Annotated in this window: 21 protein-coding genes; 7 read left to right on the top strand and 14 right to left on the bottom strand. The window is 55.1% G+C overall.

All coding sequences use genetic code 11. The features are described from left to right. The first annotated feature begins 25 nt into the window (after positions 1–25). Positions 26–760 carry a TenA family transcriptional regulator gene (locus GFN93_RS11220; protein ID WP_153501175.1) on the top strand — a complete coding sequence of 245 codons (735 nt, stop codon included), beginning with the start codon at positions 26–28 and terminating at the stop codon, positions 758–760. 77 nt (positions 761–837) lie between these two features. Here the strand turns inward: GFN93_RS11220 and GFN93_RS11225 are convergent, their stop codons facing one another. After that, positions 838–1,404, bottom strand: a complete 567-nt coding sequence (locus GFN93_RS11225) for a hypothetical protein (RefSeq protein WP_153501176.1) — start codon at positions 1,402–1,404, stop codon at positions 838–840. 138 nt (positions 1,405–1,542) lie between these two features. Between GFN93_RS11225 and hrpB the strand changes: the two genes are divergently transcribed. After that, positions 1,543–3,981 carry an ATP-dependent helicase HrpB gene (gene hrpB, locus GFN93_RS11230; RefSeq protein ID WP_153501177.1) on the top strand — a complete coding sequence of 813 codons (2,439 nt, stop codon included), beginning with the start codon at positions 1,543–1,545 and terminating at the stop codon, positions 3,979–3,981. A 93-nt stretch (positions 3,982–4,074) separates the two neighbouring features. Here hrpB and GFN93_RS11235 read toward each other — a convergent pair whose 3' ends face one another. The 9 genes from GFN93_RS11235 to GFN93_RS11275 form a co-directional block, all read right to left on the bottom strand. Further along, on the bottom strand, positions 4,075–5,055 hold the full coding sequence (locus GFN93_RS11235; protein WP_153501178.1) for an AgmX/PglI C-terminal domain-containing protein: 981 nt from the start codon (positions 5,053–5,055) through the stop codon (positions 4,075–4,077). Then, positions 5,042–5,551, bottom strand: coding sequence for an ExbD/TolR family protein (locus tag GFN93_RS11240; RefSeq protein ID WP_328594552.1), 510 nt, complete (start codon positions 5,549–5,551; stop codon positions 5,042–5,044). The genes GFN93_RS11235 and GFN93_RS11240 overlap by 14 nt, the downstream gene beginning before the upstream one ends. Next, the gene (locus GFN93_RS11245) at positions 5,548–6,078 is read right to left on the bottom strand and encodes an ExbD/TolR family protein (protein WP_153501179.1); all 531 of its coding nucleotides are present in this window, start codon (positions 6,076–6,078) and stop codon (positions 5,548–5,550) included. Before GFN93_RS11245 ends, GFN93_RS11240 begins: the two co-directional genes overlap by 4 nt. 41 nt (positions 6,079–6,119) lie before the next feature. After that, positions 6,120–6,806 (bottom strand): MotA/TolQ/ExbB proton channel family protein, encoded by a 687-nt coding sequence (locus tag GFN93_RS11250; RefSeq protein WP_153501180.1) that lies wholly within the window; start codon positions 6,804–6,806, stop codon positions 6,120–6,122. Between the two features lie 162 nt (positions 6,807–6,968). Further along, entirely contained in the window at positions 6,969–7,265 is a 297-nt protein-coding gene (locus tag GFN93_RS11255; protein ID WP_153501181.1) for a hypothetical protein, read from the bottom strand. Further along, positions 7,265–7,969 carry a tetratricopeptide repeat protein gene (locus GFN93_RS11260; protein ID WP_153501182.1) on the bottom strand — a complete coding sequence of 235 codons (705 nt, stop codon included), beginning with the start codon at positions 7,967–7,969 and terminating at the stop codon, positions 7,265–7,267. The genes GFN93_RS11255 and GFN93_RS11260 overlap by 1 nt, the downstream gene beginning before the upstream one ends. 40 nt (positions 7,970–8,009) lie before the next feature. Further along, complete coding sequence (locus GFN93_RS11265; protein ID WP_328594553.1) at positions 8,010–10,958, bottom strand: tetratricopeptide repeat protein; 2,949 nt, start codon at positions 10,956–10,958, stop codon at positions 8,010–8,012. Continuing rightward, positions 10,955–12,871 carry a tetratricopeptide repeat protein gene (locus GFN93_RS11270; protein ID WP_194285792.1) on the bottom strand — a complete coding sequence of 639 codons (1,917 nt, stop codon included), beginning with the start codon at positions 12,869–12,871 and terminating at the stop codon, positions 10,955–10,957. Before GFN93_RS11270 ends, GFN93_RS11265 begins: the two co-directional genes overlap by 4 nt. Continuing rightward, a complete protein-coding gene (locus GFN93_RS11275; RefSeq protein WP_235901800.1) occupies positions 12,868–13,386 on the bottom strand; it encodes a hypothetical protein in 519 nt (172 codons plus the stop codon). Before GFN93_RS11275 ends, GFN93_RS11270 begins: the two co-directional genes overlap by 4 nt. Positions 13,387–13,557: 171 nt before the next feature. On the opposite strand from GFN93_RS11275, the gene GFN93_RS11280 reads away from it, so the two are divergent. Both GFN93_RS11280 and GFN93_RS11285 read left to right on the top strand, forming a co-directional pair. Then, positions 13,558–14,412: a fructosamine kinase family protein gene (locus GFN93_RS11280; RefSeq protein WP_153501183.1), complete on the top strand. Its 855-nt coding sequence runs from the start codon at positions 13,558–13,560 to the stop codon at positions 14,410–14,412. Between the two features lie 18 nt (positions 14,413–14,430). Further along, the gene (locus tag GFN93_RS11285) at positions 14,431–15,546 is read left to right on the top strand and encodes a 4-phosphoerythronate dehydrogenase (protein ID WP_328594555.1); all 1,116 of its coding nucleotides are present in this window, start codon (positions 14,431–14,433) and stop codon (positions 15,544–15,546) included. On the opposite strand, the gene GFN93_RS11290 is transcribed toward GFN93_RS11285, so the two are convergent. Then, positions 15,521–15,703, bottom strand: a complete 183-nt coding sequence (locus tag GFN93_RS11290) for a PA1571 family protein (protein ID WP_153501184.1) — start codon at positions 15,701–15,703, stop codon at positions 15,521–15,523. The genes GFN93_RS11285 and GFN93_RS11290 overlap by 26 nt on opposite strands. A 93-nt stretch (positions 15,704–15,796) precedes the next feature. On the opposite strand from GFN93_RS11290, the gene GFN93_RS11295 reads away from it, so the two are divergent. After that, complete coding sequence (locus GFN93_RS11295; RefSeq protein WP_153501185.1) at positions 15,797–16,927, top strand: ATP-NAD kinase family protein; 1,131 nt, start codon at positions 15,797–15,799, stop codon at positions 16,925–16,927. A gap of 68 nt (positions 16,928–16,995) precedes the next feature. Here the strand turns inward: GFN93_RS11295 and htpX are convergent, their stop codons facing one another. Continuing rightward, positions 16,996–17,889 (bottom strand): protease HtpX, encoded by an 894-nt coding sequence (gene htpX, locus GFN93_RS11300; RefSeq protein ID WP_153501186.1) that lies wholly within the window; start codon positions 17,887–17,889, stop codon positions 16,996–16,998. 112 nt (positions 17,890–18,001) lie between these two features. On the opposite strand from htpX, the gene GFN93_RS11305 reads away from it, so the two are divergent. After that, positions 18,002–18,934, top strand: a complete 933-nt coding sequence (locus GFN93_RS11305) for a class I SAM-dependent methyltransferase (protein WP_153501187.1) — start codon at positions 18,002–18,004, stop codon at positions 18,932–18,934. A gap of 189 nt (positions 18,935–19,123) precedes the next feature. On the opposite strand, the gene GFN93_RS11310 is transcribed toward GFN93_RS11305, so the two are convergent. After that, entirely contained in the window at positions 19,124–19,633 is a 510-nt protein-coding gene (locus GFN93_RS11310) for a hypothetical protein (RefSeq protein WP_153501188.1), read from the bottom strand. A 119-nt stretch (positions 19,634–19,752) separates the two neighbouring features. Beyond that, a complete protein-coding gene (locus GFN93_RS11315) occupies positions 19,753–20,982 on the bottom strand; it encodes a pyridoxal phosphate-dependent aminotransferase (RefSeq protein WP_153501189.1) in 1,230 nt (409 codons plus the stop codon). Positions 20,983–21,139: 157 nt separating this feature from the next. Here GFN93_RS11315 and GFN93_RS11320 point away from each other — a divergent pair, with 157 nt between their 5' ends. Continuing rightward, positions 21,140–21,808, top strand: coding sequence for a DNA-3-methyladenine glycosylase I (locus GFN93_RS11320; protein WP_153501190.1), 669 nt, complete (start codon positions 21,140–21,142; stop codon positions 21,806–21,808). Positions 21,809–21,855: the final 47 nt, after the last annotated feature.

Raw genomic sequence — 21,855 nt, forward strand, 5'->3', positions numbered from 1 at the left:
CCATCTGTTGTTATGGAGAACAACTATGCGCGCCGCTAATTACAAGAAAGCGCTCGAGATTACCGCTCACTCACCCTGGGCTCAGCAATTTTGGGACGAGCTGGTACCGCTCAAGGATCAGGTTGTACATCACCCGCTTTTCACAGAGATGGGGAGCGGAGCCCTGAGTCTGCCGCGCTTCCGCTCAGCCTTGCTGAATTTTTACCCCCTGGTTGAAAACTTTCCCAAGTACATGGGATTGAATCTGGCCAAGACCCGTCCAGGCCGCCAGCCGGGCCACGAGGAAGCGAAGAACTGGCTGATTGGCAATATCAAGATTGAGCAGCGTCATGCCTACTGGTATCAGGATTGGGCTATGGGATTCGGGTTAACGCTTCACGATCTCGAATTTGTCGATCCTCCGGCAGCGATGGATGCCGTGAACCACTACCTGTGGAGTATCGGTCGTCAGGCCAGCCTTGAAGAGGGTATTGCGGCTACCAATCTTGCCATTGAGTGGGCGACAGGGGAGTGGAGCCAAAGCGTCGTGAAGGGCATGAAAGCCTATGAAGAACAGGGTGTTGCGACAATTAACCGGCACTCAATGGCTTGGTTGAGGGCTCACGCGTCCTATGATGATGACCACCCCCATGAAGCCATGGAACTGATCAAGTTGATTTGCGTCGATGATGATAGTCGTCAGCGCGCACATATGGCCGCCTTTAAAGGGCTGGAATATTATGTGCACGCCTTGGACTACTGCTACGAAAATGCTGATTGAGAGGCTGACTTCAGGATCTCTGGAAGCGTAGTGCAAACGACATCGCTGCCGGACAGGGTTGTCCGGCAGCAACCCAGCTACATATACACTTTCAGCTTGTCGCGAATGACCTTCTGAATGGCCTTGATCTCCATGGGAGACCGGTCGACCAGCTTGGAGGGCTGGATTCTATGAAGGTGAAGACAAGGGAAGTCTTTGCGAAATGCTCGCAAATCCCCCTTGGTAATGACGGGCAGGAAGGGTACCGACTCGGTCTCCTTTTTCATCAATGCCCACAATCCCACTTTAAGCGGGACCGGCTTAACCACTCGCTTGCCTGATTTGAGCAGTCTGAGCGTCAGAAACAGACCTTCCTTGCCAAACAGGTCGCCGGGTACGATGTACATGCCACTGGCATGAACGCTGTCTTCAACAATGCCGTTGAAGGTGTCGTGATAAGCGTAAGGGTTGGGCAAGATAATCAGTGAGCGGTCGTCACTTTCCGGCAGTGAAATCTCATAGTTGGTATAGAGTTGCTCTACCGGGGCGCTGTACACACACAACGTATCCTGAAACTGTTTGATGAAATTGACGGCACGCTGATGGTTGTCAAAGTCATTCAGTTTCCAGATGAGATGTTCAGGAATCCCCAAGTCGTTCAGCATAGCGGATGGATCACCTACTAGTTATATATTATTAGTGATAGCGAGAATATAGCATAGCCAGCTATCTTCAACAGTCCCATTTGAAGCTCATTCGTCTTCATTGATCGCGGGCACATCAAAATTGAGATCTAACATATCATGACGCATACCTTTCCGGTCGATACAGTGATTGAAACACTGTTTACCGCTCTGGGCGAGCATGGTGGTGCCATTCTCGAAGCACCGACCGGTGCGGGTAAATCGACCCGGGTACCGCTCCGTCTGCTGGATACGCACTGGGCGAAATCAGGTCGAGTCCTCATGCTTGAGCCCAGGCGGGTGGCTGCCCGCTCTGTGGCCACGTTCATGGCCTCACAGTTGCATGAGAAACCGGGAAAGACAATTGGCTATCGGACTCGAACCGATACCCGGGTCAGTGAAGAAACTCGCCTTGAAGTCGTTACCGAAGGCGTCCTCACGCGGATGTTACTGGCAGATCCCGAGCTGAATGGCATCAGCCTTGTCATTTTTGATGAGTTTCATGAGCGCTCATTACAAGGGGATCTTGGTCTGGCGTTGATCTCTGAAACCCGGGAGGCATTCAGGGGGGACCTGGGGTTGTTGGTCATGTCTGCCACGCTGGACTGCGGTCCTCTTACCGAGCGTCTCGGGCTGCCGTTGGTCAAGAGTGAAGGGCGCAGCTTTCCTGTTGAGGTACGTTACGCACCGGCGGGGGGCCACCAGGATTGGCAGCAACAGGTCACCGGTCAGATCCTGTCGATTGAATCAGAAGCAAAAGTCGTCCTGGTTTTTCTGCCTGGCCAGAGCGCAATTCGGGAGCTGTCCCGTTTGTTGAGCCGTAGCGCGCTCGAGTCCGATGTGACTGAGTTACATGGTGGGCTCTCTCTCGACCGGCAGCAGCAGGTGATCAACCGAGCGGCCGGGGGGGAGTCGCTGGTGATACTCTCCACCAATGTGGCTGAGACCAGTCTCACTATCGAAAATGTTACTCACGTCATCGATAGCGGCTTTCAACGTGAGCCGGTTTATGACCCGGTCCGTCATCGCACTCGCCTGGTTACCCGCAGAATCAGTGAGGCTAGTGCCAGGCAGAGAGCAGGGCGGGCAGGACGATTGGGTCCCGGTGTCTGCATTCGCTGTTGGTCAGAAGATGAAGTGATGGCCCGCCACAACACGCCTGAAATTTGTCGAGTAGGTCTGGATCAACTGGTACTGGACCTGGCTCGTTGGGGCTGTCTCGACCCCTCACAGATGCAGTGGCTCGATCATCCGCCTGAAGCAGCATGGTGCTCGGCTGTGGGCAGATTGACCCAGCAAGGTGCCCTGGACCAGAGCGGAGCGATAACCGCCCATGGAGAAGCCATTGCCAGTATGGGGGTGGAGCCCTCATTGGCGATGCTGGTTTTGGAAGGCAAGAAATCAGGCCTGGCAAAAACAGCCGCCCGGATTGCTGCTCTGCTAAATGAACGTGACATTCTTGCAGGGCATGGCGCTGATATTCGCAGTCGGTTACAGCTGCTGGACCAGAAGCCGGAACGATTCAATGCCTTGTTGCAAGAAGCCTCCAGGTTGGTTCCCGGTGCAGGAAAACACTGTGAAGATTGGTCTGAGGGGCTCGCCGCACTCCTGGTGAAGGCCATGCCAATGCAGCTGGCGCGACGCCGAAGTAATGATGGCCGTCGTTACCAGATGGCGGATGGGCCGGGGGTGATATTGCCACAAGGTGATGCTCTTGAAGGGCAGGAGTGGCTGGTTATTCTTGATACGGATGGCAAGCCAAAAGATGCACTTGTGCGGCTGGCTCTTCCGGTGCCAGCAGACCGAATTCCATCACTGTTGACGACACTTACCACCGCAAAGGAGTGGGTTGGTTGGGATGCTGTAAGGCACCGAGTCATTGGTCGCCGTCAGGTTCTGCTGGGCAAAATCGAACTTCACAGCCTGCCACTTCAGACGCTGAACACTGAGCAGGTGGCAATAGCCCTGCTAGACGGGGTTCGTCAGGAAGGATTGGCGTCACTCCCCTGGACGCCTCGGCTCAAACAATGGCAAGCACGGGTGGCCAGGTTGGCAGATCTTGAAGATGGCTGGCCTGATGTCCGCGACGAGACCTTGAGGGCGACGCTGGAAACCTGGTTGCTTCCTTACTTGTCGGGGATGAGGGCGATGACGGATCTCAAGTCAGTTGCGCTTGATAACGCCTTGACTGCTCTGCTGGATTACGACCAGCAAAGACACCTTGATCAGCTTCTGCCCGAAATGGTGAGTATTCCCACTGGGCGAAAAGTGGCGTTGGATTACACAGGGGAACGTGTAGTGCTGGCTGTAAAGCTTCAGGAGCTGTTTGGAATGCGATCATTACCTGAGCTCGCTGGAGGGAGAGTCTTCATTACTGCGCATTTGCTGACCCCTGCGGGAAGACCGGCTGCGATTACGGATGATTTGACTCGATTCTGGACTGAGAATTATCAAGCCGTTCGCAAGGATCTTCGTGGGCGTTATCCGAAACACCCGTGGCCGGAGGATCCACTGAATGCAGAGGCAACAGCCTGGACCAAGAAGCGGGCAGGGCTTTAGCGGCGCAAGTCGGCATGTATTTCCGATATAACCAGGAGAGTACATTTCATAAACAAAAAACGCCCCGAAGGGCGTTTTTTTGCCGAAACCGGATCAGTTCGGGAAGAAGTTCAGTTTGTAGTCACCTTTCCAGGTTTCCACGTTCATGGCACCAAAATTCATGCCCTTGGTGATCAACAAGATGCGTCGTTCCAGCGCGGCATCATTCAGTTGGCTGGACTTGATCTTGGCGTCGGTGACTTCACCGCCCGGTGCAATCACCAGTGACAGTACCACGGTGCCCTGAAGGGCGGGGTTGCTACGCAATGCCCGCTGATACTGGCTGTTAAACTTGCCAGCGTAACGGTCGAACACCCGTCGCAACTGCTCTTGGGTGCGGCGGCTCTTGCCATCGCTTCCTTTACGAGTCGTACTGGCGACCTGACCGGATTCGACGATTTTGCTGTCGACCTTGCCTGTACCAACCGTGCCAGAGGAGAGCGTACCACCTCCACCACCACCGCTGGATGCCTTGGCCACGGCAACACCACCAGAGCCACTGCTAGCCCGTTTACCGATCAGATCTCGCTCGGCCTTGGCTTCGGTGCTGCCGCCAGTCCGCAGATCATTGCCGGAGGTCACCAGTGGACCTATGTCATCCAGACCGGCAAGCGAATCACCAAGATCGGACTCCAGTTTGGCTTTGGCTGTGGCACGAGCCTCTTCCCGCTGTTCCGGAGTGGGGTCCGGGCGAGGCTCGGGTTTGGGCTCAGGTTTTGGCTCTTCAGGCTTGGGCTTTTCTTCCTTCGGTTTTTCCTGCTCCTTTTCAGGCTCAGGCTCCGGTTCCGGTTCGGGCGGAGGCGGTTCTTTTTTCTTCTCCAGAACCATCTGCGCCAGTCTGTCCGGAATCTTTTGCTGTTCACGACGATCAGGTTTTTCGATGGTGATGGATTCCACCATAAACAACAGTAAAAGACACAGGATCAGAAGAATAATGACGATGCCATAAAGACGGCGATCTTCCCCCTCTTGCTTGTCCCATGGCAGAGTGCCATCAATCAGGATGCGCAGGTTATTGTTTTTATTCTGCGTCATTCGCTGCCTCCTCTGAGACTTTCAGTACAGCGAAGGAAACCTTGGTGTAGGGGGTTTCCATACAGCTGCGCATCAGTTTCTTGATGACAACGTAGGGCACATCACGGTCAGCCAGAATCATGATTTCCCGTTCGTCTTCCGGGTTCACGGCCAGGGCCTGTGAAGCGCGGAACTGGAGCTCATCAATCATTGCCTTGACGGTACGCTCTTCCTGTTTACGAACCGTTTCGGTGTCTGCAATGCGTTGCCCCTCGACAATGATGTCAGTTGGGCTAACCTGGATGGTTAACACCTCACTGGGCAGCTCCTGAGCAATGGATTCCGGTAATTGGATGTCCTTGTTGTCTGGCAGCTTGGCTGCATTATTGTTGTTCACCAGCAGAAAGATCAGCAGGATGGTGAAAATATCCATCAAGGAGGTCAGGTTAAGTGCTGCGACCGTCTTGTGCTTGCCGTGGTGGCGCTCCATGCGGCGGGCGCGAGTAGACTTCTTCACGCGTCACCTCCGTTATTTGCGGCCTTGTCAGCAGGCGCTGAGCCAATATTGATATTTGGAAACAGTTCTTTCTTGATGCTCTGCCCATTAATGGTGGTGGTATAAAGACGCACCACATCCATGGTCTTGATCATGACCCGATAGGGAGTGTCATCTTCGCAAAGCAGAGTGACCGCCGTTTCGGACGGGAATCTCTGTTTCAGATCGACCAGAAAGTCATGTAGGCCTGCACTGTCGTGCTCTTCGGCCTTGTTTTCCACAATCTTCAGTACGGCGCTGGTGTTTCGATCCACCACTTCATAGCGGTTTTCGTAGATCAGCACTTCCAGTACCAATTTTTCTTTTTTGTCGTCATCCGAGGGGCTGCTGCTGTCACTAATGGCCGGCAGGTTCAGCTGCAGGATGGATACCTGAGCAAACACGGCATTAATCAGCAGAAAGGGAATCAACACGACCATCAAATTAAGAAAGGCAGTGATGTTCAGTTCCACATCGGTGTCGCGCGAACTTCGTCTGCGAAATCGCATACCAGATCCTTACACCAGGTTGGCGAAAACAAGAAATCGGCTTATTGGCCGTCGTTCTTGCGCTCAGAAACCTGGCGGAAGACATTCACGAATTTCACCGAGGCCATTTCCATGCTGTCTACCATTTTGCCGGTCATGGAGTTAATGAAGGCAAAGGCCAGCAGCATCGGGATAGCGGCAATCAGTCCAAATGCAGTGGTGTTCATGGCAACGGAAATAGAGGCAGAGAGGAGATCCGCTTTCTGTGCAGGATCTGCACTGGCAACGGCAGTGAAGGCGCTGATCAAACCCAGAATGGTGCCGAGCAGGCCGAGCAGAGTGGCGATGTTTGCAAAAGTTGCGATGTACGGGGTACGGGTTTCAAGGCGCGGGATAACTTCCATCAGCCCTTCTTCCATGGCAAGTTCGATGTCATCGTGTCGCTTTGCTGTCTTGGCGCGCTCCAAGCCGTAACCAATAATCTTGGCGAGGCCGGTATTGCTGGTACTGACCACGTCCAGTGCTTGTCGGAACTGCCCTTTGGCAATCAATGGATAGACATCCTTCCAGGTTTTCTGGTTACGTGCCTTGGTGGCCTGAAGGTAGATGATTCTTTCCAGTGATAGCGCCAGACCCAGGGCCAGAACGATCAGGATGGGATACATGAAAAAGCCGCCATCCTGAATGAAGGAGATGGAGGTATCGATAATACCAGGACTCTGTGCGGCAGCGGTGGCAGTGGTGGGCATGGACTTCTCCTGCGGTGTTTCTGGTTTATGTTGTTTTATGGCGGCAGCACTGGCTTGAAAAAGGGTTGCTGCCGCTTTCCCCAAAAGGTGTTTTTGTATCAGAAATAAAGTGTGTATGCATCAAGTGATCAAGCCATGACGGGCGCGGCCGTCGTGGTTTCATCAGTCGAGGAACAGGCCTTCATCTTCAGGTTTGCTGGTGAGCAATTGGTGATACTCGATCTCCCTCATCAAAACCTCCTGATCAAGGGGCTCAAGCACACGGTTAAGTAATGAGGAGGTGGGATCCTTCTTCTCAAGCTTCACCTCCCGATCTTTCCAGGGCACGACGTTCAGCACCGTAGGGGCTTCCTGTGTACCAATGACATTAGTGGCAGCGGCCCCTTCTTTACCATCAGCCGCCTGGAGAGACGCACTGGTGGTGATGGCCAGAATGACGGTGATTATTTTGATGCGCATTAGTTAACACCTCCTGTGTCTTCACCGGAGCCATTGCCTGCGACGGGTTGTTGCGGGGCGCCCGGTGCGCGGTTTTCCAGATCGACAATCCAGTTGGCAACGTTGGTGTCCGCCTGTTTTTGCAAATTCTGGTAGGCACGGAAATGGGTCAGTGCCAGGTTAAGATCCTGCAGGTATAACTCGCCCAGTACAGCAAGATTAAAATGCGCGCGAGCGTACTTGGGGTCCAGCGTGAGCGCCTGCTCATAATGCGTACGTGCTTCCCTGAATTTCCCCTGTTCCCGTAATGCCAGTCCAAGGCCATTGTGGGCATAAGGGTTGGCACCATTCACGGCGAGAGATTGCCTGAAGGCAGCTTCGGCTTCCGGGTAATGCTTTTGCTGCATATAGATCAGGCCCACGTTAAGGCTGGGCCCTGATAGTTGCGGATAGCGTTCGGCGAGTGACTGGAACATGACCAGTGCCTGAGTATTGTTTCCTGCCATGCGAGTTTGCAGGGCTCGGGCGTATTCAGCCATGGCCTGCTGGGCTATTTTTTCCACCTGCGGATCATGCGGAACCGGGGGGATATGTACCGCATCACTATCGGCCGCGGCCCCCCCTTCTTTCTGGCCTTCGTACTTACTAGTGTTCCCCTCGGCAGTTCCATCGAGCCCGCCGCCTGTATTGGTGGCACAACCCGACATCGCCAAGGCGAGGCTCATGGACAGGGCGACCCAAAAAGAGTGCCTGCTTTTGCAGGAATCAGTAAATAATGTCCACATAGCTCTCAACCTGTTCAAACTTTGCGTAGCGGCCAGGGATCAACTCTGCCAGTGCACCAAAACTCTTTTTTACCCACTGGTCATAGATGTCATCTGTGACCAGGTTGGCATTGGCAATAAGAATATCGATGGCCTGATCCTCGTAGGGCAGAGCTTTGTCCTCGAGCAGCATGGTGTACTCTTCAAGCTCTAGCTCATCCAGTCCAGCAGGGCGCTCAGAGGCGATAAGGTCTTTGGCAAGGACACGATACATCTCGCCAATTTTATAGTTGGCCGCTGTGGCAAATTCTGCGACCCCAATATCTGCAACGGCCTGATAATCAGCCAATGCGGCTTTCATGACAGTGGTCTTTTCTGCCAGCGAGTCCTTCAACGGCTGTCCCAGCTTGATGTTGTTGAAAGTCTGGAAGTTCGGCTCAGCCAGCGTGAAGCTGGCATAGGCTGCCAGCCAGGCTACACGATCATTGGCGTTGCTGCCTGCTTCACGATAAGTGCTGACCAGCTGCTTAAGCCAGTGGGACTCCTGTCCGCTGTTGCCGGTGCTTCTGTTCAGCTCGACAAGCCGGAACTGGGCTTCAGAGCGAAAGTCGTAGGGTTGTGGCCATTCCTGCAGATATTGCTCGTACACGGCAATGGAGGCGGCTGGTTGTTCAGCACGGTCCTGCATCTTGGCGGCTTTCCAGAGCGCCTGGCGGGAAAGCTCGTCATCCTTCCCCTTATAGTTGGCCGCAATAATCGCCAGCTCGCCAGCTGCCGCGGTGTAGTTACCCTGGTTTTCATAGGCAACGGCGAGTTTGTCCGGGATAGTTTCGCTAAGGGGGTCATCCGGGTAACGATCACGAAACGCTTCCAGAACCGGAATGGCATCAGCGCCACGGCCTTGATTGATGTACAGGGTGGCGGCATCAAATTCTGCGTTCTTGCGCACTGCTGCCTCTGGAACGGTTTGACCAACGCGAAGGAAGGTGGCCGCCGCAAGGTCCATATTGCCTGAAGCTTGTGCCGTCTCAGCCTGACGATAGATGCTGACCGCGAGCTTCTCTCGATACTCTGCGCGATCGGTAGCGGGCATCTGCAACGCTAACAGCTTTCCGTAGGCGAACTCCGCAACAGGATAGTTGGCCAGATCAAATTCACCGTTAGCGATTGTCGACCAGCCATAGCGCAGTAGCTCATTGGAAGGTGACGGTTGACGGTTAACCAAGATGCCGGCTGTCTTCACCGCACCGGGGATATCACCAAGAGCAAGCTGATCTTCAGCGGTATTCCTGAGCACATTGGGCACTTCAGGATGTTGTGGGAACGTCTGGCCAAATTTTTGCGAGCTGGAGATTTTTCGGCTGCGCCAGTCAGATGCCTGTTCTTCCTTGAGAGAGGTGTTTTCCAGTACTTTCTGATAAGCCACAAGGGCCGAGTAGGCCGCTGTGGATGCCTCTGAATAGTCCGGGAAGTTGTAGGCTGTGCGTTCAAACTCGGCAACGGAAGCCGGGTACTCTTTGGCAGCAAACAGCACGTCGGCATAGCGATGGTTTACCTCACCCTGATTGTCGCTGACTGGCGGAGTATCGAGATATTCCTTGTACCAGTTTGCGGGAGCGCGGTAGTCGGCCGGTTTGCCAGACTTTTGAGCCAGTACGTGATGGTACTCGGCGAGGTCGAGGATATGCCCCTTCAGCAATCCGACATACTGTTCGCGAATGTCCGGATGGCGTTTCCAGAAATCGCTCGAAATGCCGTAATGTTGAACAAATTTTTCCTTGGCCGGCAATACCAGAGTGGGGAAGCCACCTTTCTGGTAAGAATCGATCTGCAGGCTTGAAAATTCCGGGGCCAGTTCAGAGTCAGGATAGACGGTGACGAACATATCGAACGTTTCTGCTGCATCACGGAAACGTTCCTGGCCAAGATAAACCTGCCCCAGCGTCCGGTAAATGTCTGGCTCATAGTCCCGTCGGCCATTACGTGCAAACCATTTGCGTACAGACTCAGCACCATCCAGATTGGTAAAGGCCAGACCCGTGACGCGCTGGGTATCATTGAACAACTTGTTTTCCATGCTGGTATCGTTATCCAGCTCGGAATGACCGTTCAATGCGTCAAGCAGGGTAAAGAAGCTACCCAAGGCTGGAGTGTAGTCACCCAGCTTGTAATGGCTCCAGCCTTGTTTGTAGAGCGCCTGGTTGTAGAATTCGTTGCCTTTGCCACGACGAATCACGTCCGCGTAGGCTTGTTCTGCGTACTCGAAGTCACCATCAGAGAACAGCATTTCGCCTCTGCGAAACTGGGCCTCCAGCGCCCATTCGCTGTTGGGGTACTGCGACACCAATGAGTCAAGGCTTTGTCTGGCGCGTTCCAGATCACCATCCATGGCATAGGCCTTGGACAGCAGATAATAGGCTTCGGCCCGCTCGTTGGGATCGCTGGTGTTGCTGAGCAGTTCCTGGTAGAGAGAAATGGCCGTGGTGTAATCCACGTTTTCTTCTGCCACGGTAGGGGCGATGTTGCCGGCCTGGTCCAACAGGGCGAGCTTGCGTTGGGTATCTGCGGTGGTGTTCACCTGCTGCATGGTGTTTTTGTACACCATTTCATCGACTTCACGCTCAATGCGTTCTTCGTCTTCCTGTACCGCTGCCATTTCCTGCTCGGTGGCAGAAGAAAGCGCAAGATCCGCCATACGTCGCAGGGTTTTTGCGCGTCGTTCAGGGTCATCAAATAGCTCGGCGGCCTGGCGATAACTGGCCAGGGCGTCCTGGGTTGTCGCGTTGTCGAGCTGTTGCTCTTCGATCACGATATCGGTGCTTTCGAGATCCGCCAGGGTGGTACCACCAAACTGGGCCTGTTGATCCAGGGTGCCGCCACTGGGTGCGCTGGCGCAACCGCTGATGGCGATCACTGCAGCGGCGAGACTGTGCAGGCGAAAACGATTCACGATCCTGTCCTCTGTTTTGTGTCGCCGGAGACGGAGGTGTCCTGAAGACGCGCCACGGCCAGATGGGCTTCAGCCAGCTGATCTGCCAGCTTTTTCTGGTTGGCCTGCAGCAGGGCGAGGGCGTCGGCCTGCATGCTTTGCTCCAGCGCAGCCAGGGTTTGTTCTGACAGGCGTTTAATCTCGGCAATGCGGCTTTGCTGCTGGGATAGCCGCTGACCAAGATCATCGCGTGTACGCAACGTGGCATCACGGATCTGCAGGCTCACCGCAGCGACCCGCTCTGCCAGGATACGAGTTTCGTCTGCCAGTTCTGCAGCAGCCTGAATCTGTTTTTCCCTTTGTTCCATCGACTGGTGGGCAATATCCCAAAGTAACAGGCCTCGCACCCTGCGTAGCCTCAGAGCGTTGGCGTGGCTGGAGCCTGGCAGACGACCAAACTGGTTAGCCATGGCATCGACCTTCTTCCACATGATCGCCTGTTCGGCGTTGGCAACATCACCCGGGTTACTCATGTCGACAAAGTCGGGAATGGACATGCTGAGTTTGTCACTGGCCATCATCAGCTGTTCTTGTTCCTTCTGATGAAGACTGATTTGCCTGCGCACATTGGGGAGGTGGCGGTTAAGGGCCTGTTGCTGGATCTGGTAAGACTCCATCAGTGCAGGCAGGGATCGCTCCCAGTGCTCCACCATGGTTTTAATCTGGTGTATCTGGCGATAATTCTGGAATCGCTGGGCAAAGGTGTTGCTGGAAAACAGTTTGTACAGGTAGGAGAGTTCCCCTCCGTGCGCGAGGTCTTCTGAGTTGGCGGGCAGGAAGCCGACTTCGTTACTATCCTCGGGCAGCAAGTTTTCAGCCCAGCCGGAGCGTGCGATATTCTCGATCGCACGTTGAAGGTCCTTCAGCGCTTCACGGTACTGGGTGGCCGCATACTTGTATCCTGCCAGGGCCTGCGGCATGCCACCGAGCTCTTCATAGGCCCGGGGGGCCAGCATGAGCGCTTCCTGAACGGAAGGGTGACTGCTGTTACGACTCACTGCCTCCAGCCACAAAGGCAGGGCTCGCTTGATGGCGCCGGCACGATAGTTGGTCAAACCCAGAGCAAGCAGTGCATCTTCAGAAAAAGGGCCATCGCTGCGTACCTGTCGCAGCGATGCTTGTGCGCCGTCCAGTTCGCTGCTGCGCAACTGGGTAAGACCCGCTGCCAGTGCAGCACGGTCGCGCAGCGCCAGCGCCTGGTCGCTGCTGGCAGGCAGTGTCAAAAGTGAGTTGAGGAGTTTGAGCCCCTGTTTTTCGTGCCCGCCACGAATCAATGCCACGCCCATGTTGTAGGTGGCGTAGCGGCCTTCATCGGTTTCCACAGGAACATCGTTGAGATAGTCCAGGGCACCGGTAAAGTCACCTTCGGCCATGAAAATGTTGGCCAGCATCAGCTTACGGCGTGCTTCGTCGGCCGGTTCCAGGCCATCCAGTTTCTTGTCATCAAGAATCATCGCCGCTTCGGCATGATTACCATCTCGGTAATGCAGGGCAGCCTTGTGTAGCCAGGTTTGTGCCCGGGTATGGCTGAGAATGTCTTTCTTGAGAAGACGGTTGAAAATGGTTTCGGCTTTATAAGGCAGTCCATAGGTGACGTAAAGATCACCCAGTAACAGCTCGGCATACTCCGTATCTTCGTCGAAAAGGGCTCCCTGCTGGTTGACCAGCAGCAAGTTGATGGCATCGAAGTTGGCATGACGATAGTAGTCGTACATGACTTCGCCAAAAGACAGATAGCGGTGCTGCTCAACGCTTAGCGGAGTGGGCCCGGTATCGATCTCATCGAAGAACTCGACTTTGGCTGCCTGGGCAGTTGCACATGACGCGGCAATGCCGGCCGCAAGCAGCCACTTTTTCAGTGGTTGCTGCTTCATTGCTGATTCCATTCACGGAATTCAAATTTGTGCTGTTGATTGTTGAGGTCGTCAACCACCTGCATTTCCAGCATTTTCTTGCCTGCACCCTTGGTGAAAGCGTAGCTGGTCGTTTTCTGGTAGTCCTTGCCTTGCGGGTCGTAGCCCGTAATGGTCGCTTCAAGCTGATGGCGTCCGCTGGTCAGGTTCCCAGTGTAAAGACGTTGGATGCCGCCTTTGGTGAGCGCTTCGAACTCCTGATCAGAATAGAAATGATAGCCAACATGCTCGCCGTCGATGGTGAGGTTGATATCAACTAGTCGGATTGGTGTGCCCACATCCACGGATACGAAGATGCTGGTCTGGGGCGTAGCGTACAAAAGTTCGCGTTCCAGTATGGTTAGATCACGGTTGAGATCCAGGGCCTGATTCTTGAGTTGACGGATCTGCTCAGACAGGCCGTCATCGCTGGCGGCACTAACCGGCGAGTACAGGGCCAGAACAATGGCGCTGCACAGGGAAAAGAATGCTTTCATGGGCTGGCGATCGCTTATTTTGTTGTTATTAGCCGGGCATCCGGCGGTTGCACTAGTTGTAATTCAGAAGAACGGCTTAAATCAAGGCCGAAGCGCCTTCAAAATTGACCCGGGAAGCAATTTTACACACTTGCGGCGTCAATTATTCGCATAAGCAGAGAGTCGCAGAGCATGGATGCGCTACGTTTAGTTGAGAATGCCCTGAAAACAGCAGAGATACCAGCCCCCTATGTCTTTCATCAGGAGGCGAGGGGTGATACGGCCTTTTCCTGCAAAGTTGCAGCAAAAGGTCTTAATCTGTTCGCTAAATGCCACAAAAATGCAGACATCTTGATGTCTGAGGCGGATGGCCTTTCTGCTTTGTCGGCTTATGTTCGCGTTCCCCACGTTGAATTTGTTGGTGAAATTGAGGGATACGGGGTGTTACTGATGGAGTGGCTGCCCATGCGTAGGCCAGCAAACGAAATTGAGTGGTGCTCCTTGGCTGATCACCTTACCGGACTTCATGTCCATAGCTGTCAGGAAGGTAGGTTCGGGTTTCCTGCCGATAACTATATTGGTGGTTCGGTACAGAGAAACCGGGTTTGCCATTCATGGCGACAATTCTTTGTAGAGCAGCGGCTTGCTCCACAGTTGGGCATGGCGAAGGCGTTACCAGCAAAGGTGAAACGCGATATTGAGAGGGTAATGGGAGGGGTCGAAGCATGGTTGCCGGAGCAGCCTTGTTCTGCACTGTTACACGGTGACTTCTGGTCAGGGAATCTGGGCCTGCACGCTGGGGAGCCCATATTTTATGATCCAGCCTGTTATTATGGCGATCCGCAGGTGGATCTGGCGATGATGGCCTTGTTTGGTCATGTGCCAGACTGTTTTTACCATGCGTATCAGGGTGCATTACCTGACTCCGGGCAGCGTAGCGCCTGGCGGGTCTATGACCTGTACCATTTGCTTAATCATTTCAATCTGTTTGGTGCGGGTTATGCCGGTGATGTCGCCCGAGTGACTGAACAAATATTGCGTCATTGAATCGGGAAATTGCAGCGCGTGAAAATCATTGCTGATGCCAATATGCCGGGGTTAGAGCTCTTTTCCCGCCAAGGGACTGTCGTCAAAGTGGATGGGAGGAGCATTGACCCTGCCACCGTGAAAGACGCGGACATTCTGCTGGTCAGGTCTGTGACACGGGTAGACGAGGCGCTTCTTGCTGATAGCGCAGTTCGTTTTGTGGGTTCAGCTACCATTGGCACGGATCATGTGGACCTGGAGTGGCTGGCGAAAACGGGCAGGCACTTCGCCCACGCACCTGGCTGCAATGCCCGTGCAGTGGCCGAGTACGTACTGCAGGCGTTACTGCTGGTTTGCCAGCGCCAGGGGCGAAGTGCCGCAACGATGTCTGTGGCTGTGATTGGTATGGGCAATGTGGGCAGCCGCGTAGCGCGCTGGCTGGCAGCCCTGGGACTCAAGGTTCGAGCGTGTGACCCATTGTTGAAAGAACAGGGTGTCGAGACGGGTTTTGCCCTGGAGCCGGTCGAGAGTGTCCTGGACTGTGATGTTATTAGCGTCCATGTGCCACTGACACGAAATGGTCCTTGCCCAACCTGGCATTTACTGGACAAAAATCGTCTCTCGGTTATGGGGCCTGAGAAAATTCTGATCAACACCTGTCGTGGTCCTGTTGTGGATAACTCGGCTTTACTCGCGCTCCTGAAAGCAGGGCAGGGGCCGGCTTCGGTGCTGGATGTCTGGGAAGATGAACCCCGGGTTCCTGCTGAACTTCTTGACCGGGTAGTGCTCGGCAGCCCGCATATTGCGGGATACAGCGCTCAGGGAAAGGAGAACGGCACCAGGATGGTTTATGAGGCGTTTTGCCGCTGGTCGGGCCTTGCGGCTCCATTGCCCGGGACTGAAGAAGCGCTGCCGGCATTACGGCTTGATGTGACTGATGAAGCCGGGCTGCTGGCCTTGCTACAGACCGCTTATTCGTTGCCTGAGGATTTTCGACGCTTGCAGGAAAGCCTTGAGAATGCGGACCCGGCATGGGCCTTTGATCAGCTCAGAAAACAATACCCGTTCCGCCAGGAAATGCATCGCTGGGATTGGCAGGGGACGGCCAGTGAGCCATTCAGGGCAATACTTAATGCCCTGTTTGCACCGGCTTAGCGTTTCCGCTAACAGGTAGCGGGTAGCACCAGCTGTTGGCCAGTTTTTCGCAAGCCCGCTGGATCATGGACTCGGTGATCGGGACTTCGCGCCCCTCTTCATCGATCATGGCAGCACCGTTGAATTTGCTGTGAGGAGCCTGGCTATTCGTGTTCATCAGTGGTGACCTCGGTGGGTATCTACAATTCACATGGTTGCCTGACGATCAGTCGTCAGCAATGCCATTTTTGTTTCTGGATATGACCCTTTTATGAAAGATCAGCAAATCCTCGTCATTGGTGTCTTGGTCAACCCGTTTGCGGGGATTGGCGGTAGCGTCGCGTTGAAAGGCAGCGATGGTGAGGACACCCGCGATGAAGCACTGCGCCGTGGGGCACGGCAGCAGGCGCCGGAAAGGATGAGTCGCGCCCTGATGTCGCTGGTCGGTATTCCAAATGTGACGGTATTAACCTGGGGCGGAGACATGGGGGAGAACAGCTGCCGAGCTGCAGGGCTTGCCTGTCAGGTGGTAGGTGCATCCTCCATGCCCAGTCGGCCAGAAGATACCCGGGAAGCGGCACGCTCCCTGAAGCAGGCTGGTGCTCAACTGCTGTTATTCGCCGGAGGTGATGGCACGGCCCGTGATCTCGTAGATGCGGTCGGGGTGTCGTTGCCGGTACTGGGCGTCCCGGCGGGCTGCAAAATGCACTCTGCCGTGTACGCGGTTAACCCAGAGGCAGCGGCGAAGCTGCTGGCTGAATTGGCTGGCGGTGAGCTGGTTGCCCTGCAGCAGTCCGAAGTCAGGGATATTGATGAAGACGCGTTTCGCCAGGGGATTGTGCGCGCCAGGCACTATGGGGAGCTGCGTGTCCCAGCAGAGGCCCGCTATCTTCAGCAGGTCAAATGTGGTGGCCGCGAGGTTGAGGACCTTGTGATCACAGAAGTCGCCGCCTGGATGGCCGACAGCATGCAGGACGACACCTGGTATCTGATGGGGTCAGGCTCAACCGTCGCGGTGGTCATGGAACAGCTGGGTCTGGAAAACACGTTGCTGGGGGTGGATGCCGTATACAACCATGAACTGATCGCTTCAGATCTTGGGGCAGATGCCTTGCTTGAGCTGATTGGAGACCAGCCCGCCAAGGCACTGATTACGGTCATTGGTGGCCAGGGACATCTTTTCGGGAGAGGTAACCAGCAATTCAGCCCCGAGCTGATACGCCGCCTTGGAAAGGAGAATATCCATGTGCTCGCAACTCGCACCAAGCTGGGCACTTTGCAGGGACGCCCCTTGTTGGTAGACACCGGAGATCCATTGCTGGATCAGGAGTTGTGTGGCTTGTGGCCGATCACGACAGGGTATGAGGATCAGATAATCTACCGGGTAGCCACGGAGGCGTGAAAATCACGCTTAGGCTTGAAAGAATAGTGGGCAGGGCTCGTCTGCAAGCAGTTGAGCCCCTGACCCGCTTAACGACCTTCCTGCAGCGCGCGGATGCGATCATCCAGTGGCGGGTGCGAGGAGAACATGGCTTTCATGCCTTGTTTGAAACCGGAGTTGATGCCAAAGGCCACCAGCGTATCCGGCATCTGATTTGGCACTTCATACTCAGCTTTCAGCCGTTGCAGAGCGGCAATCATGCTGTTGCGGTCTGCCAGGTTGGCGCCCGCTTCATCTGCGCGGTACTCGCGAAAGCGAGAGAACCACATAACGATGGCACTGGCGGCGATACCAAAGATGATTTCGGCAATAAACACCACAATGTAGTAACCAAAGCCCAGCCCACCTGAACCGTCATCACGGCGCATAAAGCTGTCCACAATAGAGCCCACCACGCGTGCGGCAAAGATGACGAAGGTATTCACCACCCCCTGTATCAGGCTCAGGGTGACCATGTCTCCGTTGGCGACGTGCCCGATTTCATGGGCCAGTACCGCCCGAACTTCTTCAGGACGAAAACGGCTCATCAGGCCTTGGGAAACGGCCACCAGAGCATCATTACGGTTCCAGCCGGTGGCAAAGGCGTTGGACTGCTGGGCGGGGAAGATACCCACCTCTGGCATCTTGATACCGGCTTTGTCAGAGAGTTCACGGACCGTATCCAGTAGCCAGCGTTCAGCCTGACTGGAAGGCTGCTCAATGATCTGAACCCGTGCGGACCATTTGGCCATGGGCTTGGAAATGAACAGGGATATCAGTGAGCCGGCAAACCCGAATACCGCACTGAAGATCAGCAGGTTAGTCAGGTTCAGGCCGCCGCCGGTTTGGGCAAAGTAGCTGTTAACCCCCAGCAGACTCAAGGTAATGCTGGCGACCACAATCACCGCCAGGTTGGTCAGCAGATAAAGCGCGATGCGCATCATCGTCGTGTTTCTCCGTCATTCAAGTTGGAAATGAATAAGTGGGGGCGGGGCGCCAGGACTCAAGGTATGCGATAATCCGCATCCCCCGATGAGTCTGATTCTGATATACCCTATGTCCGCTTCCCGCATTTCTGACCTGCTGGCGCCGTATCTGGTTCCCGTTTCTGCTGAAAAAATTCGCTATTTTCATGGCCGCGGCAAGACCGTACCGGAACTGGAATGGCTCACCGTTGACCGGTTCGATCCGGTGCTGGTGGCAACGGTGTTCAGGGCCCAGAGTGAGGACACTCTGCAAGACCTCAGAATAAGTCTCCAGGCTGCCATGGCTTCACTGGAATGCACTGCCCTGGTGGTACAGCACCGTTACGATGGAAAAGCCGACAATGAAGTCGTTTGCGGTGAGCTGCCCGCGGAGCCGGTGGCGCAAGAGCAGGGTATGAAGTACAAGCTGGATTTTCAGCGAGGCCAGAATCTCGGCTTCTTTGCTGACATGTCCGAGGGCCGCCGCTGGATACGCGAGCGGGCGGAGGGCAAGAAGGTACTCAATCTGTTCAGCTTTACCTGCAGCTTTTCCGTTGCGGCTTTGGCCGGTGGTGCAGATTCGGTGGTGAATATCGACCTGTCGGATGCCGCACTCACTCTGGGAAAGCAGAATCACGCGCTCAACGGTTTTCAGGCAGCCCAGGTGCATTACCTGCCACACAATATATTCCGCAGCTGGAAAAAGCTTCATAGCCTGGGCCGCTACGACATTATTGTCATTGATCCACCCAGTGCGCAGAAAGGCAGTTTTATGGTGGAAAAGGATTACCCCAAGGTGCTGCGAAAATTACACCGGCTGCTGGCGCCAGAAGCGGAAATTCTGGCCTGTGTAAATGCACCCTGGCTGAATTACGCCTGGCTGGAACAGTGTGTTGAAGAAAATCTTCCCGGGGCGGTAAAAGTCTCGCGGCTGTCGGGTGCGGCCGGCTTTGACGAGGCCGGAGAACCGGCGCTGAAGACCATCCACTATCGTTACACTCGCCCGGAAGAGCTGGATAACTGAGATCGTTCAGGCGACATAGAGACGGGGTACATTCTCAAGGAGAAGAGTTCAAAAGCGCGGAATGTCTTGTTGAGTCGTTTTACGCAATGCCCTCGTTCATTGCGTTAGAGCGCGAGGCTCAGAATCAGAAAGGCCAGTAGACCTTGCTTCGTGTTTCAAATTTGAATTTTCAACGGATCCTGGCAGGGGTTACAACCATTCCTCATCAGTTGCGGGAGTGTCAGGCTTGATAAGATCTGCAAACTCCTCTGCGGGAACCGGCTCCGGTTGCCGAGACAGCAGATAGCGAACGACTGCGGTGGTGCGAACGGAATCCTGGGCTCGGATGGCCTGCATGAACTGTTCAGCCAGTGTGGCTTTTTCATGCTTTACCGTGGCGGGGAGTTGCGGGTCGGTATTATCCAACCGCAATTCGCTGAGGGAGGTCAGCAATACGAAAGCCTTGTTGCTCAACACCACCTGCTCAAGCCCTTCCTGGAAAATCGTCGCCTGATAGCGGATAAAGCCTTCCTCTGCCAGCCACAGCATGGCTCCAAGGCAGGCCATGTGGCGACTGCTGTGCAGGCCCACATCATCCACTTCGGTGGGGCCGATGATGTCCTCCACGTAAAGCGCCCCGGGCCGGGGAAAGCTCGTGTAGGCCTGCATCAGTATGCGGGCTACGTCATGGCTGAAGTCGTCGATGTGGAGGTGTGGCATATCGGCTCGTCAACTGATGGGTTGTGACATCGCGTCGCTTGCGTGGCGCGAGTTTCGGTCAGCAAAATTGCCAGGGTTTGCGGTGCTGAATACCGAAACTCGTTACTCGCGACAACGTGCTATTTTTTTCTCGCCCGGTCCAGATAACGGGCAATGCGACCTATGGAATCTTCCAGGTCATCCACGCGGGGCAGGAATACCACCCGGAAATGATCCGGGTCTGGCCAGTTGAAGGCGGTGCCCTGAACGATCAGCACTTTCTCCTCGCGCAACAGATCCAGTGCAAAGGCCTCATCGTCCTCAAACGGGAACACCTTGGGGTCCAGTTTGGGAAACAGGTACAGCGCCGACTTGGGCTTGACGCAACTGACCCCCGGAATGGAATCCAGCATTTCCCAGGCCAGATCCCGTTGGCGGCCCAGACGTCCGGTCGGCAAGACCAGGTCGTCAATGCTCTGATAGCCACCCAGTGCCGTCTGGATAGCGTGCTGGCTGGGTACATTGGCACACAAACGCATGCTGGCCAGCATATCCAGGCCTTCTATATAGCTTTCGGCCCGATGCTTGGCGCCGGAAATCACCATCCAGCCGGCGCGGAATCCTGCCGCGCGGTAGTTCTTGGACAGGCCATTGAAAGTGATGAAAAGCACATCATCAGCCATGGAGGCGATGGAGGTGTGCTTCTCGCCGTCATAGAGAATCTTGTCGTAAATTTCGTCGGCAAACACGATCAGGTTGTTTTCCCGGGCAATTTGCAGCATTTCCTGCAACATGGCCGGCTCGTAGTTGGCACCTGTCGGGTTGTTGGGATTGATAATGACCAGTGCCTTGGTGTTCTTGTTCACCTTGGCGCGGATGTCATCCAGCGCGGGCTGCCAGTCCTGTTGTTCATCACAGAGATAATGGACCGGGGTGCCGCCAGACAAACGTACGGATGCTGTCCACAGAGGATAGTCAGGGGCGGGAAGCAGCACTTCATCACCCGGGTTGAGTAGCGCCTGCATGGCCATGACAATCAGCTCGGATACCCCGTTGCCGATGATCACGTCATCCACCGTCACGCCGTCGATACCCTTGGTCTGGGTATATTGCATGACTGCCTTGCGGGCCGGGAAGAGGCCTTTGGAGTGACAGTAACCAGTGGACTCCGGCAGGTTGGCGATCACGTCCTGAAGCAGCTCTTCCGGGGCATCGAAACCAAAAGGTGCCGGGTTACCGATATTCAGCTTGATGACTCGATGGCCTTCGTCCTCAAGGCGGTGTGCTTCACGCAGCACCGGGCCGCGGATGTCGTAGCAGACGCCCTTGAGTTTGTCTGACTTGTTGACGTGGTATTGATCGCTGCTCATGCGCTTCCCGTGGTTGATGCTGTTGGGCCAAACAGCGATTCTACAACGCTGCTAAAATAGTGTATACGCGGCTCGAAGCATTCGTTGAGACACACTCATGCTGAGTGTGGTTCCTGCATTTTTGCAAGGCGTGGCTTGATCAATCACGGAGTAGAGCATGACCCCCTTCAAGGATTTGCTGGCCCTGGCGGTGAACCGCAAGGGCAGTCTGAAGCTGGTAAAAAGCCAGCTGCCAACGGTGGCCGATGCCTCCATCCTGCGCGGGCGAGACGACGCCTGGTATCTGTCAGTGATGACCCGGCGGATTTTTCGCGCCGGCCTCAAGCACTCTCTTGTGGATAACAAGTGGCCGGCCTTTGAAGACGCTTTCTTTGGCTTTGACCCGGAAAAGCTGGTGCTGATGCCCGACAGCATGCTGGACGAGCGCATGCAGGATACCCGCCTGATTCGTCACTGGGGAAAAATGAAGGCGATCCGCCATAACGCTCAGTTCGTACTCGATCTGGCGGCCGAGTACGGCAGTGTGGGGGAGTGGCTGGCCGGCTGGCCTGCAGACGATACCGTCGGCATGTGGAGCCTGCTGAAGAAACGGGGCAAGCAGCTGGGGGGGAATTCAGGGGCGGCCTTCCTTCGCATGACTGGCCGCGACACCTGGTACCCCACCAACGATGTGGTGGCGGCGCTGAAGGCCCAGAATATCATCGACAAGCCACCGGTCAGCCAGCGGGATCAACGAGCAGCTCAACAGGCTTTTAACGTGTGGCAGCAGGAGAGCGGCTGGCCACAGGCCCACATCAGTAAAGTTCTGGCATTCACCATTGGCTAATGGTGGGGTTTCACCAAAGAGACGAAATCGTCTGACCTATTGCGCTG

The organism is Alcanivorax sediminis (assembly GCF_009601165.1).
Taxonomy (GTDB): domain Bacteria; phylum Pseudomonadota; class Gammaproteobacteria; order Pseudomonadales; family Alcanivoracaceae; genus Alcanivorax; species Alcanivorax sediminis.